At 45.7% G+C, this 18,350-nt stretch carries 16 protein-coding genes; 8 read left to right on the top strand and 8 right to left on the bottom strand.

Annotation, left to right across the window (positions count from 1 at the left end):
* The first annotated feature begins 55 nt into the window (after nucleotides 1-55).
* Entirely contained in the window at nucleotides 56-982 is a 927-nt protein-coding gene (mphJ, locus tag C7R94_RS17605) for a macrolide 2'-phosphotransferase MphJ (protein ID WP_106783310.1), read from the top strand.
* A gap of 142 nt (nucleotides 983-1,124) precedes the next feature.
* Complete coding sequence (locus tag C7R94_RS17600) at nucleotides 1,125-1,442, top strand: hypothetical protein (protein WP_106783308.1); 318 nt, start codon at nucleotides 1,125-1,127, stop codon at nucleotides 1,440-1,442.
* 64 nt (nucleotides 1,443-1,506) lie between these two features.
* Here the strand turns inward: C7R94_RS17600 and C7R94_RS17595 are convergent, their stop codons facing one another.
* Together C7R94_RS17595 and C7R94_RS17590 are read right to left on the bottom strand one after the other, a co-directional pair.
* Nucleotides 1,507-2,031: a DUF420 domain-containing protein gene (locus tag C7R94_RS17595; protein ID WP_047074614.1), complete on the bottom strand. Its 525-nt coding sequence runs from the start codon at nucleotides 2,029-2,031 to the stop codon at nucleotides 1,507-1,509.
* Between the two features lie 188 nt (nucleotides 2,032-2,219).
* Nucleotides 2,220-3,599 carry an amino acid permease gene (locus C7R94_RS17590; protein ID WP_047074616.1) on the bottom strand — a complete coding sequence of 460 codons (1,380 nt, stop codon included), beginning with the start codon at nucleotides 3,597-3,599 and terminating at the stop codon, nucleotides 2,220-2,222.
* Between the two features lie 386 nt (nucleotides 3,600-3,985).
* On the opposite strand from C7R94_RS17590, the gene C7R94_RS17585 reads away from it, so the two are divergent.
* Nucleotides 3,986-4,330 (top strand): carboxymuconolactone decarboxylase family protein, encoded by a 345-nt coding sequence (locus C7R94_RS17585; RefSeq protein WP_106783306.1) that lies wholly within the window; start codon nucleotides 3,986-3,988, stop codon nucleotides 4,328-4,330.
* Nucleotides 4,331-4,436: 106 nt separating this feature from the next.
* Here the strand turns inward: C7R94_RS17585 and C7R94_RS17580 are convergent, their stop codons facing one another.
* The 3 genes from C7R94_RS17580 to C7R94_RS17570 are packed head-to-tail and all read right to left on the bottom strand — an operon-like array spanning nucleotide 4,437 to nucleotide 7,743.
* Nucleotides 4,437-5,378 carry an alpha/beta hydrolase gene (locus tag C7R94_RS17580; protein WP_106783304.1) on the bottom strand — a complete coding sequence of 314 codons (942 nt, stop codon included), beginning with the start codon at nucleotides 5,376-5,378 and terminating at the stop codon, nucleotides 4,437-4,439.
* A gap of 13 nt (nucleotides 5,379-5,391) precedes the next feature.
* On the bottom strand, nucleotides 5,392-6,462 hold the full coding sequence (locus C7R94_RS17575; protein ID WP_047074620.1) for an LLM class flavin-dependent oxidoreductase: 1,071 nt from the start codon (nucleotides 6,460-6,462) through the stop codon (nucleotides 5,392-5,394).
* 42 nt (nucleotides 6,463-6,504) lie between these two features.
* Nucleotides 6,505-7,743 (bottom strand): MFS transporter, encoded by a 1,239-nt coding sequence (locus tag C7R94_RS17570; RefSeq protein WP_106783302.1) that lies wholly within the window; start codon nucleotides 7,741-7,743, stop codon nucleotides 6,505-6,507.
* A gap of 239 nt (nucleotides 7,744-7,982) precedes the next feature.
* Here C7R94_RS17570 and C7R94_RS17565 point away from each other — a divergent pair, with 239 nt between their 5' ends.
* Nucleotides 7,983-8,564: a TetR/AcrR family transcriptional regulator gene (locus C7R94_RS17565; RefSeq protein WP_106783300.1), complete on the top strand. Its 582-nt coding sequence runs from the start codon at nucleotides 7,983-7,985 to the stop codon at nucleotides 8,562-8,564.
* 74 nt (nucleotides 8,565-8,638) lie between these two features.
* Here C7R94_RS17565 and C7R94_RS17560 read toward each other — a convergent pair whose 3' ends face one another.
* A complete protein-coding gene (locus C7R94_RS17560) occupies nucleotides 8,639-10,612 on the bottom strand; it encodes a methyl-accepting chemotaxis protein (RefSeq protein WP_106783298.1) in 1,974 nt (657 codons plus the stop codon).
* 276 nt (nucleotides 10,613-10,888) lie between these two features.
* Between C7R94_RS17560 and C7R94_RS17555 the strand changes: the two genes are divergently transcribed.
* Nucleotides 10,889-11,353 carry a hypothetical protein gene (locus C7R94_RS17555; RefSeq protein ID WP_106783295.1) on the top strand — a complete coding sequence of 155 codons (465 nt, stop codon included), beginning with the start codon at nucleotides 10,889-10,891 and terminating at the stop codon, nucleotides 11,351-11,353.
* A 298-nt stretch (nucleotides 11,354-11,651) separates the two neighbouring features.
* Here C7R94_RS17555 and sstT read toward each other — a convergent pair whose 3' ends face one another.
* Together sstT and C7R94_RS17545 are read right to left on the bottom strand one after the other, a co-directional pair.
* Nucleotides 11,652-12,890, bottom strand: coding sequence for a serine/threonine transporter SstT (sstT, locus tag C7R94_RS17550; protein ID WP_106783293.1), 1,239 nt, complete (start codon nucleotides 12,888-12,890; stop codon nucleotides 11,652-11,654).
* Nucleotides 12,891-13,216: 326 nt separating this feature from the next.
* Nucleotides 13,217-14,740: a chitinase gene (locus tag C7R94_RS17545; RefSeq protein WP_106783291.1), complete on the bottom strand. Its 1,524-nt coding sequence runs from the start codon at nucleotides 14,738-14,740 to the stop codon at nucleotides 13,217-13,219.
* Between the two features lie 412 nt (nucleotides 14,741-15,152).
* Here C7R94_RS17545 and glpT point away from each other — a divergent pair, with 412 nt between their 5' ends.
* The 3 genes from glpT to C7R94_RS17535 all read left to right on the top strand — a co-directional run bounded on the left by glpT (nucleotide 15,153) and on the right by C7R94_RS17535 (nucleotide 18,342).
* Nucleotides 15,153-16,517: a glycerol-3-phosphate transporter gene (gene glpT / locus C7R94_RS17540; protein WP_106783288.1), complete on the top strand. Its 1,365-nt coding sequence runs from the start codon at nucleotides 15,153-15,155 to the stop codon at nucleotides 16,515-16,517.
* A 200-nt stretch (nucleotides 16,518-16,717) separates the two neighbouring features.
* A complete protein-coding gene (locus C7R94_RS30835; RefSeq protein WP_012684041.1) occupies nucleotides 16,718-16,843 on the top strand; it encodes a hypothetical protein in 126 nt (41 codons plus the stop codon).
* 5 nt (nucleotides 16,844-16,848) lie between these two features.
* The gene (locus C7R94_RS17535) at nucleotides 16,849-18,342 is read left to right on the top strand and encodes a spore germination protein (protein ID WP_106783286.1); all 1,494 of its coding nucleotides are present in this window, start codon (nucleotides 16,849-16,851) and stop codon (nucleotides 18,340-18,342) included.
* Nucleotides 18,343-18,350 lie beyond the last annotated feature (8 nt).

Genomic DNA, 18,350 nt, shown 5'->3' with positions numbered 1-18,350 from the left:
GGGTTTATTTGTGTTTGAATTGATTTTAACTATTCATGAATGAGGTGTTTTTGTTATGTCAAAAAACAATGTAGAGCAAATGCTTGCAATCGCGAAAAATAACGGAATCCTTGTAGACTCAACTACCGTGAAAGTGAATGAATCCGGCTTAGATTTCCTTGCGATTTTTGCAAGTACGATAGACGGTGTTCCATGGGTATTACGCCAACCGCGCCGGGACGATGTCGTGGAGACAGCCCGTTATGAGAAAAAGGTGTTAGATCTCGTGGCAAAACATCTACATGTCGAAGTACCGGATTGGCAGGTTCACACCTCTGAATTCATCGCTTATCCGATCCTAGGTGGCACACCGATAGCGACGATCAATATGGAAACAAAAAATTATGAGTGGTATCTGAATCCTGAATCTCTACCTGAACTATGCATCCAAACGTGGGCGGAAGCATTGGTGGAATTACACGCTATTCATCATGATCTTGCTCGAGATGCTGGTATCCGCGTCAAGCAGCCTAGCGAAGCACGAGCAAGCCTTCGAGAAAAGATGAATGAAGTCAAACACGTCTTTGGCGTTTCTGGGGCGCTATGGGATCGATGGCAAAAATGGCTTGCGGATGACACATTCTGGCCTGCTCACTCTGCTCTTGTGCATGGTGACCTCCATCCAGGACATATCCTGGTTGCTGAAAACGGCAAGGTAACGGGGCTCCTCGATTGGACGGAGGCAGAAGTCGCTGACCCTGCTGTTGATTTCACAGTCGTTTACCTGTTGTTCGGTGATACTGGCTTGGCCGATTTCATCCAACGGTATGAGAAAGCAGGAGGCCGTGTTTGGCCCCGCATGCATGAGCACATCGTCGAAATGACGGCTGCGTATCCTGTCACTCTTGCTACCTTTGCGCTGAAATCAGGGCTGGAAGAATTCAAGATTATGGCACGACAAGCTCTCGGTGTAGACGAAAACGGCATAGAGATCATTTCATAGATAAACCAACCACCGTCCCAAATTGGAGGCGGTGGTTTTTTATGTAAATAGCTACATTGAGCCATTACTGACTTGGAAATAAGGTGTTACAATAAATCCGCTCATTTGGACAATCCTTTACTAAATAGATGGAGTGAATAGGATGAAGCGAGGACTTCTTATTGGCATTGGTGCTGTAGTTGTAATAGCAGGCGTGCTTTCCATTCCTGTTGAGGCAGGCCCCTCACCTGATACACGAGTCATATTGGAGCATACAAACAAGACGTATATTTCACCGCCCTGTTATGAGCAAGCAAACAAAACGAACAATCTAGCCGAAGCCGATATTCAAAAAGCGCAGGAATTGAATTATCAGCCAGAATCCAGCTGCACGGCAAATTCACTTGCCCCCATCAAGCAACCGATTGCTTCTGTACTCGCCGTAAATCTCGGAATCAAACAAAGCCGATGGGATTGGTAATATATTAAGGCTTCTTCGATAAAAAAAGAGCGTTAGCTTTTAACAGCTAATGCTCTTTTTCTGATTAATAGTATGGAGAAATCATGATGTAAACAATGACGCCCGTCGCACTGACATACAGCCACATCGGCATCGTCCAGCGGGCGATTTTTTTATGTTTTTCCACTTTCATGTTGAGTCCACGTGCAGTCGTAACCAGCGCAAATGGAACGATAATCGCCGACAACAGAATATGTGTAATCAAGATGAAGTAATAAATCGGACGCAGAATTCCCTCTCCCCCGTAGGAAGTGCTAGGTGCCATTCCATGGTAGATCACATACGAAACCAAGAAGAGAGCTGTTGTGGAAAAGGCTGCAAAAATATATCCTCGATGCATCTTCACGTTTTTAAACTTCACGATGGAAACAAGGGCGGCAATCAAAAATATAAAGGTAAAACTGTTCATGACCGCATTAAAAAACGGCAGAAACGTCAGGTCAAGATGGCTGAAATCATTGTTTTTCGGCATGAAGTACAAGATGGCGACAAGCGTGTTAATCGCTATGGTGAGAATAACGATAATCGGTGTATAGTTGCGTTGTTTCATTCTTATGCTCCTTTTTTCTCAGATCATGAATGAGTATCCCGCTTTAGTCTACCCATTGACGAGCCCGGACATTGGCGGCCCCAAGCGGTTAACCAGTCCAGTCCTCCTAATGATAAACGAAGTAGGTATGCCGTACAAAGGCGATTTGATGAACAAAAAAAGGACCAACAAAAGTTGGCCCCTTTTCATTATTTCTTGTTTGATTGCTCGTCCAGTGGTACTGCCTTGTTTATTCCGAGTGTAAAGAAACTGATGACCACAATCGCCAAGAAGACAATCCCGGCTATCAGGGAGACGCGTGTATCATCATTGATCCACATACCGATGAGTACCATGATGAGAAAAGCAATGGTCAAATAGTTGGACACTGGGGCAAAAGGCATTTTGAATGGATGGTTGTCCATTTCAGCACCCTTTGCTTTTCGGAATCTGATTTGACTGATCAAGATGACAAACCACGGAACCATACCAGGCAGCACACTCGCACTGTACACATATACGAAAAGATTTTCTGGGGCGATATAACTTAAGATAACCCCAATACCCAGACCGATCAGAACACCAATGGTACCTAACAACGGCACACCATTCGAAGACAGCTTTGTAAATACTTTCGGGGCTTGGCCATTTACGCCTAAGGTATACAGCATACGCCCTGCACTATAAATTCCGCTATTACAGCCAGACATGGCCGCAGTGATCACGACAAAGTTAATGATACCTGCCGCTGCGGTAATACCGATTTTCGCAAAAGTAGCAACGAACGGACTGCCGATTGCCTGCAATTGATCCCAAGGGTAAACGGTTACAATAACAAAAATCGCACCGATATAGAAAATCAAAATACGCCAGATGATACTTTGGATCGCACTCGTTAATGTTTTTTTCGGGTCTTTTGCTTCCCCTGCTGTAATCCCGATGAGCTCGACACCTTGATAAGCCCCGATCACCAAGGAAAGAGCAAAGAAAAAGCCTGTCCAACCGCCTGTAAAGAATCCGCCATTCTCCCACAGATTCGATAATCCGATTGCGTTTCCACCATTTCCGATACCAAAGAAAATCAATCCAAACCCTGCAATAATCATCAAAACGATCGTTACAATCTTGATCATGGCAAACCAAAACTCAAATTCACCAAATGATTTTACCGAAACCAAGTTTGCTGCACCGAGAATCACCATGGCAATAATACCTGGAATCCAAGGCGGCAAATCCGGGAACCAATACTGCATATACTGCCCGACGGCGATGATCTCTGCCATCCCGACAATGACCCACTGGAACCAGTTACTCCAGGCCGTCATATAACCTGCTAACGGATGGATATACTTATGCCCAAAGGTCGCAAATGAACCCGTACTCGGTTCCATATACAACATTTCACCCATTGCACGCATGATGAAAAAAATAAAAATTCCTACAATTGCATAAGCTAACATGACGGATGGGCCCGTCCATTTGATCGTGCTGGCTGACCCCATAAATAGCCCAACACCAATTGTACCGCCCAAAGCAATCATCTGAATATGACGCGCTTCCAGGCCTCTCTTCAGTTCTTTGTTTTCCACGTAAGCTTCCTCTTCCTCTCTGCTGTTGGCGGTATTTTCGGATAGCTTCTAGTCATTCTTGTTTTATTGATTGAAAAACTGCCCCTTACATCTCTCTTCACTTCTTATCAAGCATTCCTACTGGTTAGTAAGATTATTCACCTCTCCGCCTTACGCTATATTCGTAGATCACTTCATATATTTTAATATGTTTTAATAATATCCACAATTATATTTACGAGGAAAATACTTGATGACTAAATATATTTGCATTCAAGAAGAAGAAAAAACACCTGAAAAATCAATTAGTTACAGATGTGATCCTACCTCTATAAAGGATAAGCAGTATGAAAATTTCCCAGCAAAGAAATACTATCAGCGATTTTAAAATAGGAGGAAATGGAACCATGGAGCACTATTTGGCCGAACAATATCGTGAAGGACTGCAAGCTTTTGGGCAGCTAATGCCAGAGGCCTTGCGAGCATATAATGAATTCACCAGCCAATGCTTTTCGTCCGGTGAATTGTCATCCAAGCATAAGCATTTGCAGGCACTGGCTATCTCCCTTTATTCCGGAAATGAGCACTGCATTGTCTATCATTTAGAAGCAGCTCTCAACGACGGAGTTTCCCAAAAAGAAATTGCTGAAACCGTAGCGGTAGCTGGAGCATTCGGCGGCGGAACGACCCTTTCGCATGGCGTCATATTAATCAATGATGTGATGGAGGAAAAACAGGCAACAATTCAATGAGAAGCTGACCGAAAATTCCTGTACCATTGCGGTTACAAAAGCTTACAAAAGCACAACAATCGCCGAGTTCTCCCTCGTTCGGTTGTTGTGCTTTTTGTCTCATCGATTATTTAGGATTAAGCGCTCTTGCCATCGCATCCACATAGCTTTGGCTGGCGCGCTGGCTCACTTCCGCTTCAGGGACAAACACTTCAAAGCAGTGGTAGCATCCGGGATACAGATGAAATTCTACGTCTACGCCCGCTTGTGCAAGGCGCGTCACATATTCGATCGTCTCATCTCGGAACAGATCGAGCTGTCCTACGCACGTATACGTCGGAGGCAGCCCCGCCAAGCTCTCTGCTCTCGATGGCACCGCATATGCGGATACCTGACTGTCAGCGGCACCTTCGCCCAAGTACATGCTCCAAGCAGCCAAATTGTTCGTCCGGTTCCAGGTTGCATTTTCAGCCTCAATTTCATAGCTCGACGCTGTACGATTACGGTTATCGATCATTGGGTACAACGGCATCTGGAAGATAAGCGCCGGTCCGCCTTTGTCGCGAGCCATTAAAGCAAGGGCTGCGGTCAGCCCCCCTCCCCCGCTTGCACCAGCAATCGCAACCCGATCCACATCGATGCCGAGTGACTCAGCTTCGTCTGTCATCCACGTTAAACCGGCGTAACAGTCATGGATGGCAGCTGGATAAGGGTGCTCGGGAGCCAGACGATAATCGACCGATACGACGACACAATTAGCCGCTTGTACAAAGCGTTCGCATAAAGCATCATCCATATCGGGGTGCCCCAGCACATAGCCTCCTCCGTGAATCCACAGCATGGCCGGAAGCTTGCTGCCAGTTCGCTGGACGGGCTCGTATATTTTCGCTAGCATCTCTCCTGCTGCGCCTGGAATCATTCGACTTGTAGTACGTACGTCCTCAGACTTCACAATAGGCGGATTTTTCAGCATGGCCCTGCTCGACTCTATATTTTCTTCGAGTTGAAAACCAGGGAATTGTGCTAATGTTTGCCTTAATTCCGGCAGTACTCGACGATGAAAATCCACGTGAATCCCTCCATTAAGCAAATGTTGATTCTTGCTGTGTCTCTGCTTCCCACTTAGTTATTTCCTCTCGCACCCGAGGCGCTACCTCTGTTCCTAGCAGCTCAATGGCTCTCATTACTTGATCATGCGGCATCGTGGATATCGGCACATACATCATAAAGCGCGTCATGCCTACATGTTTGCGAAGGTGGATGATCTTTTGAGCAACCGTCTCCGGATCACCCACATACATCGCCCCTTCCAAGCTGCGCGCCGCATCGAAGCTAGCGCGGTTATAATGCGCCCAACCCCGCTCCCTTCCGATTTTGTTCATTCCTGCCTGCGTAGAAGGAAAGAATGTATCTGCCGCCAGTTCCGTATCTTCTGCAACAAACCCGAGTGAATGGGACCCAACCGTTAATCGCGATACGTCATGACCAGCGTGCATGGCTACCTTCTTGTAAAGCTGCACAAGTGGTGCAAACTGCCGCGGACTTCCACCAATAATCGCCAGCATCAACGGCAATCCCAGCAGACCTGCTCGAACAACAGATTCCTGATTGCCTCCGCTGCCGATCCATATGGGTAAAGGATTCTGAACAGGCCGTGGATACACGCCCAAATTCTGAATAGCTGGCCGATGACCGCCCCTCCAGGTTACTTTTTCCGACGCCTGTATTTTCAGGAGCAGTTCCAAATGTTCTTCAAACAGCTCCTCATAGTCATTCAAGTCATAGCCGAACAAGGGAAAAGACTCGATAAAGGAACCCCGTCCCGCCATAATTTCTGCCCGTCCATTTGAAAGGCCATCGAGTGTAGCAAAATCTTGAAAAACACGCACTGGATCAGCCGAAGAAAGCACTGTCACTGCACTCGTCAGCCGAATCCTTTTTGTCAGTGGCGCAGCCGCAGACAGGACCATGGCTGGAGAAGAGGCAGCATAATCCTTGCGATGATGTTCACCTATGCCAAATACATCAAGCCCAACCTGATCAGCGAGGACGATTTCCTCGACAACCTCACGCAATCGCTGTGCGTGGCTGATCACTTCACCGGTCTGAACATCCGGCGTCGTTTCCACAAACGAAGTAATACCAATCTCCACAGACCCTCTCTCCTTTTGCAAAATTTATATCAGTCAACCGCTCTATTTTCTTGGGATAGCCGAAACTCGTCTGGTCAATGCCCAATACACCAGAGCCAACGCACTGACAGAGGCGCCGAGCAAGCATACTCCCTCCCAACCCAAATGGGCATATGTATAGGTCGAGGCAATGGAGCCAGCAGAAGAGCCGATTGAGTAGAAAACCATATACCCCGCCGTTATCCGACTCCGCGCCTCTGCACCCAAGGTGAAGATCATGCTTTGATTTGTTACATGCACCGCCTGTACCGCCAAATCAAGCAAGACAATGCCGATCGCCAAGGCAAATAACGACTGTTCTACACAGCTGATTAGCAGCCACGATAGTAGCAATAAACTCAAGGCAAAACCCGTCGTTCTCTGTCCGTAGCCTCGATCTGCAAGCCTCCCTGCCCTTGCTGCCGCTAACGCTCCGGCAACTCCTGCGAGACCAAAAGCCCCAATCGCCGTGTGCGACAAAGATAATGGCGGCGCACTCAGAGGCAATACCAATGGCGTCCACAAAATGCTAAAGGCAGCAAAAATCAGCATAGCCAGAACAGAGCGAATACGTAATAACCTTTCATGTGCGAACAACATCAGTACCGATCCAAGCAGCTGGAGATAGGATAGCGGCTTTACCTCCCGTTCCCTATTTGGCAATACCCGAAATAACACGCCAACCAGTAAAAATAGAAATACAGCAGAGACCAGATATACGGAACGCCACCCCGCAAGATCTGTTAAAACTCCTGCAATGGTTCGCGCTAGAAGTATGCCGATGACGATTCCACTTGTAACTACTCCAACCACTCGCCCTCGCTCAGCAGGAGCAGCCATGGTCGCCGCGAATGCAACAATCGTCTGCGTCACAACGGCAAGCAATCCCACCGCAGCTATACCTGCGAATAGTACCGTGCTGGTGGAGGCAGTCCCGACGATAACCAGCGCTACCACAGATAAAAACATCTGACCGATAATCAAGCGACGCTGGTTCAATAAATCGCCAAGCGGGACAAGCAACAACAGTCCTGCCGCATAAAAGATTTGCGTAAGGGTGATCAGAATCCCAATGATGGAATAGTCAATACCGAACTCAATCGACAAATGATCAAGTAGCGGCTGCGCGAAGTAGATATTCGCTACTGACATCCCGCAAGCAACCGAAAACAAGAACGTTACATAGCGAGGCATGGGAGAGTCTTGCGCTGAATCCGCCTTCCTATCGGCCTTGGCTGTTCCTTTTTCAATGTCCCCTTCCATCTGTCTTCACCTTACCTCCTTTCAATTTTTAATAACATACCGATCGGTACGTTATAACGCCCAGTAAATATATCCCACTATTTCTTTTCCTGTCAACAGCATTCTTTTTTTACGTTAGAGCAGGCCATCCTCAAATTGACAAAACAAATGAAAAACAATAAAATATAAAATACCATTCAGTACAAAAAGCATTGACTGTCACGTAGATTCAAATACATGAGTAATGAGAGGAACTCTTTATGGCAAGAACACGCGAATTTGACGAAGAAAAAGTACTAGATGCAGCTATGCAGCTTTTTTGGGAAAAGGGGTATGAAGCTACCTCATTAAGTGATTTAACTTCCCGAATGGGTATCCAACGCCCCAGTATTTACTCAACCTTTGGAGACAAAAAAGAATTGTTCGAAGCCGCACTACGCAGATACACGATGTCTCGCGCTTCCGAGATACGAACGAAGCTTCAAAACCAGACATCCGTAAAAGAGGCATTTCGCCATTTTTTTAAAGAGGTGGCCGACGAGGAATATACGGAAGGTCTCAGCCGAGGATGCTTTTGCATTAATACCATGGTCGAGCTAGCCCCTCATGATGAGAAATTTGAGATTTTGACAAGGGAACACCAAATGTACCTCTCTGTCATCTTTCAAGAAACGATCGAGCGGGGTATCCAATCAGGTGAACTCGATTCGAGTATAGACGCGAAAGCTACCGCACAAGCACTTATCGTAGCGTTAATTGGACTGACCGTAATCTTGAAATCTCGTCCAAATCGATCGTTTGTTGATAATTCGATAGAAGTTACGCTTACGTTACTTAGGTAAGTATCAGGATCAACTTGGACAAAAAAAAAGACCAACGTCAGTCGGTCTTCTTTCTCTCTATCATGCTACACCTATTATGTGCGCTCCAATTTAAAACGGTGCACCAATGATTGCAACTCTTCAGCAATGTTGGCAAGATGCGTTGCCGAAGCCGCCACTTCCTCCATCGAAGCATTCTGTTCTTCACTGGCTGCGGCGACTTGGTCGACCTCTTGTGCAGTAGCTTGGCTCATGGCGCTCGATTCGCCAAAGGCTACAAGCATCGCCGTATTTGATTGCATTAACCGTTCGCTGACGCGGGCTACTTGCGCGAGGTGCGCGTCAATGCGGTTAATGGCCTCATACATCTCCGTGAAACGCTGTTCAACCGATTGTGTCAAATCGCTTCCCGCTGTAGCAGAATCTACGCCTTCCTCCGTGCGTCTAACCATGTGAAGGACGCGATTCTGAACGTCATCGATCAAACTGTCGATCTTTTCAGCAGCAGACCCTGTCTGATCAGCCAGCTTGCGTACCTCATCAGCGACGACAGCAAACCCGCGGCCTTCTTGCCCGGCGCGCGCCGCTTCAACAGCAGCATTCAACGCAAGCAAATTCGTCTGGGAGGCGATATTCTGGATGAAATTCGTCACCCCGCTAATTTCTCCAGCAACCCGTTTTAACTCCTCCATTTCATCTTTTGAACGAATGGAATGTTCCACGATCATATTCACCTGTTGTCTCGCTGCTCCGAGGGACTCCTCCCCAGTACTGGCCAGACCTGTAATGAGCTGCGACATTTCCGTGCTCTCACGCAGAATGCGGATGACATCATCCAGCTCCTGTTGCGCTTGTGTCGCTGATTGCTTCACGGTATCTATACTCTGATTCATATCTGAAGACATGGACGCTATTTCTTGCATGGAGGCAGCGACTTGTTCAATCGTTTGCACGTTCTCCTCCGAATTCGCAGACAGATGGTGCGAGGAAGCAGAGATTTGCTCGGAATGATCGGTAATTTGACGCAGGACATCAGACAACGCTTGCGACATCGCATTGAAGTTAGATTGCAGCTGCCCAATCTCATCCGTTCTTCCACTCTGGATGGATCGGACCGTCAAATCCCCCTGCGCGATTGAGTCGGTCAGTTGCTTCAATTGCAGGATTGGTCGCACCGTGCGTTTCATGAATATCCAAACGAACAGGGCAATGAGAGCAAGCAACAGTACGATGAACAAGAATGAAGTCCGCAACAATGGCCCCGTTTTTTGATTGATTTCACTCCAATCAATCACGGAAACAACGTTTAATCGGAGCGAATTTTGCTTGTCGAAATGGTAATATTCTCGAAGCTCCCCATCATTCATTTCGAAAGAACCCTGTGCTTGATCACGCATCACTTGGAAGCGCTCGTCTTCAAGCGGTTTGCCTTGTGGGAATCGTGGATGCGACAGTGTCACGTTGTTCTGATCGAACAAGCCCACATATCCCTTTTCCCCGATCTTGTACGTCTTTACCAGTTCGTTTAAGTGATCGATAGAAACGTCGATTCCCGCTACTCCTTTACCATCGGAGAGCGTCTTCGCAAACGTAATCACGTAGCTTCCGCTTATCGCGTCGATATAAGGTGGCGTCACAACGACCTGCCCTTTGTGCTGCATCGCTTCCTTGTACCATTCACGGGTAGTCGGATCAATTTCCTTTTTCGCCGAGTTGTAGTATCGCTTGTCGTAGTACATGAACGCAGCCAAAACATTGTCGATGTCTTTCTCTATGTTGCGAATGCGATCATAGATATACGTATCGGCACTTTGCCCCGGCGGAACTTGCACATCCGCAAAGCTATCGATCGTAGCAGAATAATCCTCGTACGAATTATTGAGTACTTGTGTAATCATCGTGGTAACCGATTCGACTTGGGACAATAATTCATGCTCTAACTGGTTGCGCGCAAGTTGTGATAAGGTCAGGCTCAAAACGACAGAGGGAACAACAATAAGCAGGACGAGTAAAAACAGGATCTGCTTAGATAACGATGCTTTATAACCAGTAATCATTTTCTTTATCATCTGTGAGGACTCCTATCTAGTAGAATAACGAGTTGAAACGCAAACAACGCCTCACCGGTCGTCAGAAGGCGCGTTCCTATCATCTCCACATGAACATTTCTGCAAAGTATATTTTCCCTGTTAGTAGCTATTTGAAACTTCACGGCATTGAATAAGTAAAATTTGGAAAACTTCTATCCGATACAACTAATAACCAAAAATCAGTAATCCGCAGTCTGGATTGGCTGCCGTTTTGGCCGACGACTCGAAAGCAATGGAAAAAACGCGCCCAATGAGATGCTGCAAAGCCTCATTGAACAAAAGCAGGCGATGCTGGAAAGACGGAACACCTATTATGCGGATGCGGTTGAAAAACTGACAGATCCGAAAGTCATGAAAGAACGACTGTCCTCCCCTACCCTCCATGCTGTTTTAGCAGCAACTCACGATCTCAAGAATGTACATAGTGTTAAACGCGCTAAGATTACCTTGGAATTAGAGGCTAAGGCGTGGGAACCCGCGTCAAAGGACGGAGATTTTACGAGGTCCGAAGAACTAAAGTGGAAGGCAGAAGACTTGGACGGAAAGCTGCTGAAGATGGCTGACAAGATCGACAAAAAGCTTGAGAATTCTCAAAAGGCTAGCCAAGCAGAACGTTTATCTAACGACAAGCAAATAGATGAGCAAAAGAAAAACCCTTACCTGCAACAGCGAATGGAAAACCAACATGTATCTGGATCTACCATCGATTGGATAGCATAAGTTATTAGGCGAGAAACCTCCTGCCGCTACACAGTAGTAGCTTGGAGGTTTTTTGGCTTGTTTTCAGAGGAAAATACCGGGAAATTCAGGCCAATGGCTATCAAAGCAGCTATTAAACAGTTGTTTAAAAAAGCGCCATTGTTCATGATACCGTTTCATCCGCACTCGTCACAAGCATTTTTAATTTTACACGTGGAGAAACGCTGTAACAGAGATTCTGTGAGGTTCTCATTCTACCACAATAAAACTGCACCCCAATTGTTAATCCAGTCTCACAATTGGGGTGCAGTTCATTCGCCTATGCTGCTTTGGAGATATTTATTTTCTTTCCTTCTTTTCGCCACTCTTTAAACTCAGCTGCTGCTGTAAAAAGAACGTCTGAAGAGGAGTTAAGTGACGTTTCAAAAGAGTCTTGTAACACTCCAATAATAAAGCCGACTCCGACTACCTGCATCGCAACTTCATTTGAAATACCGAATAGGCTACACGCTAGAGGAATCAGTAATAAAGATCCACCAGCCACCCCTGATGCACCGCAAGCACATATAGCCGATACTATGCTAAGGATGATAGCCGTAGGAATATCCACTTGAATACCAAGTGTATGAACCGCTGCAAGGGTCAAAACAGAAATCGTGACAGCTGCACCAGCCATATTAATAGTAGCCCCTAATGGTATCGAGACCGAATAACTATCTTTATTCAAACCTAGATTTTCACATAATTTCATATTTACAGGAATATTTGAAGCTGAGCTTCGTGTAAAGAATGCTGTAATGCCGCTTTCCTTTATACACTTGAAAACAAGCGGGTAAGGGTTTTGTCGTATAGCTGCATACACAAGGATTGGATTGACAACCAGTGCCACAAAGAGCATGCAACCAATCAGAACAGCAAGTAATTTCGCATAGCCTACTAACGCATCAAGTCCATTTGTAGTGATAGACTCAAATACTAGTCCCATGATTCCTAATGGTGCAAGCTTAATTACCCAACCAACCAATTTCGATACCGCATCCGAAAGATTAGTAATCATCGTTTTTGTCGTATCAGCGGCATTTCGTAAAGCCAAACCAATAAGTACTGCCCAAGCTAAAATACCGATATAGTTCGCTTTAACAATTGCATTAACCGGGTTATCAACCACATTTAGCAGCAATGTCTTGAGAACCTCTACAACGCCGCTAGGAGGCGTCACATCCTTAGCTCCCTCTACAAGTGTTAAGCCTACAGGGAATATAAAGCTTGCAATAACGGCGATTGATCCAGCTAAGAAGGTTCCTAAAAGGTATAAGACAATAATGAATTTCATATTCGTTTGGTGCCCACTTTTATGTTGAGCAATGGCTGACATAACCAAAAAGAGTACCAACACAGGTGCAATCGCTTTCAAAGCGCCTACAAATAAAGAACCTAAAATTACTATGGGTTTTGCTACTTCGGGGATCGTTACAGCCAGGATAATACCAATAATCAAACCCACAATGATTTGCTTTACCAGACTTACTTGACTTAGCTTCGTCAGTATACTTTTCATAGATGTCCCCCCACTAAGATAAACTTCTCCCGACCCTGCAATAGATTCTCGCTTTCTATATGATTCTATCTTTGATGGATGGCTATTCTAATCACAGTCCACTTCACAAAGACAAATAAGTATCATTATACTGATTTTTTGATATATTACAAACGAATAAATTTTTCCAAACTGAACAACTACCTTTGTTGGTAAGGAAATAATACTGCCCCTCTACTTGGGGTGTTAGGTAACCAAGCGTAAAACCCTCCCCAGTAAGAACCTAGGGAGGGTTGCCTCTGTCGGCTAAATTCTGGTGCCTCTCTTTTTGCATGAAGATTCCGTCATTACTTGCTCAATGAATCAAGCGAAGTGCGAACATGATTGGCAAACGAATAGTTATTTCTGGCATCCCAGTTGATAGACCAGGTCATAACTCCTTGGAACTGCGGATAACCAGCTGGATTTTGGAGTTTGTAGGTTCCTCCAAAAGACGTGCCTTTTACCAAATATTGAAGAGCTTTCTGGATATCGGCAGGAGACGTATACCCTCCCCCGGCAGCGCTTGGAGCAGAAGGTAGCCCGATCGCGACTTGGTTCTCCCTCAAGGCAGGAAACATGTTGTTAGGATTACGCCCGATCGGGAATCCTTTCAATAGCATTTCTGCCATCGCTACTTGGAAATCAGCCGTTCCTTGTTGGTACGTACGACCATCTAATGCTTCGAGCGCTCCAGAATTATAGTGTTGGACGTGGATATAATTCATTCGATCACGTAGGGCATGAATCACAGGCAGATAAGCGCCCCACGGCCCACCATAGGAAGCGTAGCCTCCTTGGACATAAGCGGTTTCTGGCGCCATCGTCAAAATGAAGGATGGGCCAAATGTATTCGTGATCGTCTGAGTCGCAGAGATTAAGTTTACAATTTTAGGCGTTGTCGGATTTCTAAAATCGGTGTCCCCTGCATTTAGCGACAGGGAGCTTCCCTCCAGATCAATATCCATACCATCAAAACCATACGTTTGAATGATCGAGGTCATCGAGGTAATAAAATTTTGTTTGGCAGCTTCCGTCGTTAGCTCTACTGTACCATTCGCTCCGCCAATCGAGATGAGGACCTTCTTCCCCTTTGATTTCAACAAGGCGATATCCGACTTAAATTCCTCAATAGATGCATTGAACGGCACGAATCCCATTGTCGCATGATCGCCACCGACTGGTTCTGCGAACGCAACATTGATGACATCGTATTTATCTGAGACATCTCTTAGCTTGAGTACTGTAGAACCATTGTCAAAATTATGCCAGTAGCCGATCAAAACTCGTTTGGACACCGGTTCATTTGGGGATTTCGATAAAGTGGTTACCGATATCGAGGCGCTGGGTGGGGATACATTGCCTGCTGCATCTTTTGCCTGGATCGTGAATGAATATGTCGTATTTGGTAAAAGCCCAGTCACAGTATAGGATGTTGTACTCGATGTACCAGCAAGTGTATCTCCGTTGTAGACGAGATACTCCTGAACAGCTATGTTATCCGTAGAAGCTAACCAAGATAAGCTGACCGAACTACTTGATACCCCTACTTCACTAAGATTTGTGGGGGACGTAGGTGGGATGGTATCGGGAGCAGAGGGACCTTGCAGTTGCCACAGTGTCGGTACGTTAGGCGGTTCCCATCCGACAAGCGATGTGTGAGCAAAAGTACATTTGTAATTTTGCCCTTGATACGTAACCATGTCTCCTACCTTGTATACAGTGTTGGGAGTCCACGCTGTCATGGCGTCAGAAGACTGCGGGAATAGAGAAAAAATTAAGATAAGCGATAGTACTACCAAAACTCCTGTTTTTCTCATCAAAACATACATCAAGCAATGCCTCCTTCATTTTTACTTGTGCAAAAAAGCTGCCCCCTACCTCTTTGCTTTACCCCCCTCATACAGATGAGTTAATATAAAGATATACTTATATTTGGAAAAAATGTATTTTTTTGAATCACATACACATAAGAAAAGGCTCTATCGAGGCTTTTTTGAAGTGGTGCGACCACGTTTTTTCGGATAATTTCCTTCTGCTCCAGAATTTTTAAGCCTGTTCCACGGGCTCGGCATTGACAACGTTTTCACAGAATAATAGAATACACTTACGACAAGTTAACTATGATGGAGATTCGGAGACTCATACTTTTTGGCACTTTCATTTTTGAAAGCGCCATTAAAGTATGGGTTTTTTTACGTGCATTTCCATCTTTGTTAGAAATCACCTAGGGGGAGGAATAAGATGCTCAAACTGTTTAAGCCTGCACCGCCTATTGACAGATTGCCTGACGAACAAATTGATTCTGAGTATAAAAAACTCAGGCTTCAAGTGTTTCTCGGAATCTTCATCGGTTATGCGGCGTATTATCTCATCCGCAAAAACTTCTCACTCGCCATGCCTGATTTGATTAAAGAAGGATTTACAAGATCAGAGCTCGGTTTTGCGTTATCTGCCATTTCGATTTCCTACGGGATCAGCAAGTTTGTAATGGCCATTTTTTCGGACCGAAGCAACCCGCGAATGTTCTTGCCTGCCGGTTTGATTCTTTCTGCACTTATCAGTTTATTGATGGGGGTTGTTCCTTACTTCACCTCATCCGTCACGATCATGTTTGTGATGCTGTTCCTGAACGGTTGGTTCCAGGGTATGGGCTGGCCTCCATCCGGGCGTGTCCTCGTACACTGGTTTAGTGTAAGTGAAAGAGGAAACAAAACAGCCATTTGGAATGTGGCCCATAACGTGGGCGGAGGCTTGATGGCCCCCCTCGCTGTAGCAGGTGTAGCGATGTTCTCAGGGCTTTCGGGTAATACCTCTTCCGGGTATGAAGGCGTGTTTATCCTGCCTGCTCTGGTTGCCATTGTCTTTGCATTCATTACGTATTTCTTAATTCGCGATACTCCGCAGTCAGTCGGCCTGCCGCCTATCGAAGAATATCGCAATGACTATCCAAACAAAGAGAAGAAAACGTTTGAAACAGAATTCTCCACAAAAGAAATCCTTTTCAAATATGTATTGAACAACAAATGGGTTTGGGCAATCGCAATTGCCAACATCTTCGTCTACTTCGTCCGTTACGGCGTTCTGGACTGGGCGCCGACCTATTTGAGTGACGAAAAAGGCTTTGATATGAGCAAGTCGAGTGTTGCCTACTTCCTGTACGAATGGGCAGGTATCCCGGGAACGCTCCTGTGCGGCTGGCTGTCCGATAAATTGTTCAAGGGCCGCCGTGGACCCGCAGGGTTTGTCTTTATGCTCGGCGTATTGATCGCTGTTCTGGTCTACTGGTTCAACCCACCAGGAAATTCCGTTGTCGATATGATTTGCCTGATCGCCATCGGTTTCCTGATTTACGGTCCAGTTATGCTGATTGGTTTGCAAGCCCTTGATTTTGTTCCGAAAAAGGCTGCCGGAACCGCTGCAGGGCTGACGGGTCTGTTTGGTTACCTGGGCGGTACAGTCACAGCGAACGCATTGATGGGGGTTATCGTTGATGCCTCCGGCTGGGATGCAGGATTTATGTTGCTGACAGGTTCGTGCGCATTGGCTGCTCTTGTTTTCGCGCTTACATGGAATGTGCGGGGGCAGGAAGTCGTTAAAAATCATTAAAATAGCAAAAAGAAGGATGAAAATCGTTGTGATTTTTATCCTTCTTTTTTTATCAGAACCGATTCCCCCGATCCAGAGTGGCCTAACCTGAACATTGAATACCACATTTTCCAGCTGACTGGAATAAGAATTACCATGCTAGAACAAAATAGGACAAGTTTCTTTTTAGGACTGTAATGAAGCTGCAAAGGAGGAAAACCATGTGGAAAACAATTGTTTCAAATCTTCCTGCCTGGCCAGTTTTTATTCAAGCCGCAGTCGTTTTTCTTGTTCCTTATGCGATTTCAAGATTATTTCATTGGATTCGTACAACGGAGGAAGAGTGATATAGATGGAAAGTATCGCTCCATTTACAGACGATTACCTATCGAATTTGAATCTTATCCGTCAGGAAATCGGCCAAAACGCAGATGTGCATATCCGCGAATTTTCTTTCGGACAGACTGCCATCCGTGCTTCCATTATTTTTGTAGATGGGTTATCCGATCGGGATCTCATCGATAATACTATTCTGAAAACGCTCATGAATGATTCTGTGGCAGTGATGGTACAGGAGAATTCTTCCGGGGACGTTTCTGTTTCCAAAGAGTTTTTCATCAATCATGTGCTTTCCATCCATGAAATACTGGAATGCCGGGATGTATACGATCTGAGGACAAAAGTATTGACTGGCTTCACGGCACTATTGATTGAAGGGGCCGCAAATGCTCTCCTTCTTAATACTGTAAAAGTAAAAACAAGAAATATAGATGAACCTGTCTCAGAATCTTTGGTCAGAGGCCCTAGAGTAGGCTTCACGGAAACGTTAAGCGAAAATACCGCCCTCTTACGGAGACACGGTGAAAATGGAGATCTTCTCTTCCTAAAATTTCAGGTGGGCGAGCGTGCAAAAAAAGAGCTGATTATCGCCTATATGAAAGATATTGCGAATCCCGCGTTGGTTGAAGAAGTAAAAAACCGAATTACGAAAATTAAAATTGACCATGTGCCGGAATCCGGCTATGTGGAGCAATTTATTGAAGATAATTATCTCAGCCCATTCCCGCAGGTGCAGAGCACAGAACGGCCTGACCGCGTCATCAGTGCATTACTGGAAGGACGAGTGGCCATCTTGCTGGATGGTACTCCTTTTGCCTTAATCGTTCCCGTTACGTTCAGCATGCTCCTGCAATCGCCTGAAGACTATTATGAGCGCTGGATTCCAAGCACATTCATTCGCTTGTTGCGCTTTTTCACTGCCTTTGCTTCCTTGCTTATACCGGCCCTCTATATTTCCTTTATCTCATTTCACCAAGGGTTGATTCCTACCGAATTAGCTATTTCCATCATCGGCACTCGACAAGGAGTTCCGTTTCCCGCTCTGTTGGAGGCACTGATCATGGAAGTTTCCATCGAAATTATGAGAGAAGCCGGTCTTCGATTGCCGAAACCAATCGGCCCTGCCATTGGGATTGTCGGTGGACTGATTATTGGTCAAGCTGCAGTACAAGCAGGTATTGTCAGCCCAATTATGGTAATCGTCGTGGCTGTCACTGCTATTTCCTCTTTTGCCATTCCGTCATACAACCTGGGTATTTCCTTACGTCTCATTCGGTTTTTGGTCATGTTCTCCGCAGCCATGTTTGGATTGTACGGAGTGATTTTGTTTTTTCTCTTGCTTACGAGTCATTTGGTAAAACTAAAAAGTTTTGGTGTACCTTATGTTACTCCTGCTGTTCCCTATCGGTTAAGCGATTGGAAAGATTTTATGGTGCGCATGCCACTCATGATGATGAAACGCCGTCCAAAAATGCTGCATACGAAAGAGCCGACTCGCAAAGGATAGCCACTCAG

Origin of the sequence: Brevibacillus sp. NRRL NRS-603, assembly GCF_003013445.1 — a bacterium.
Classification (GTDB): Bacteria; Bacillota; Bacilli; order Brevibacillales; family Brevibacillaceae; genus Brevibacillus; species Brevibacillus formosus.
The sequence above is the reverse complement of the archived record's forward strand: the minus strand, read 5'-3'. Positions and strand labels throughout refer to the sequence as shown.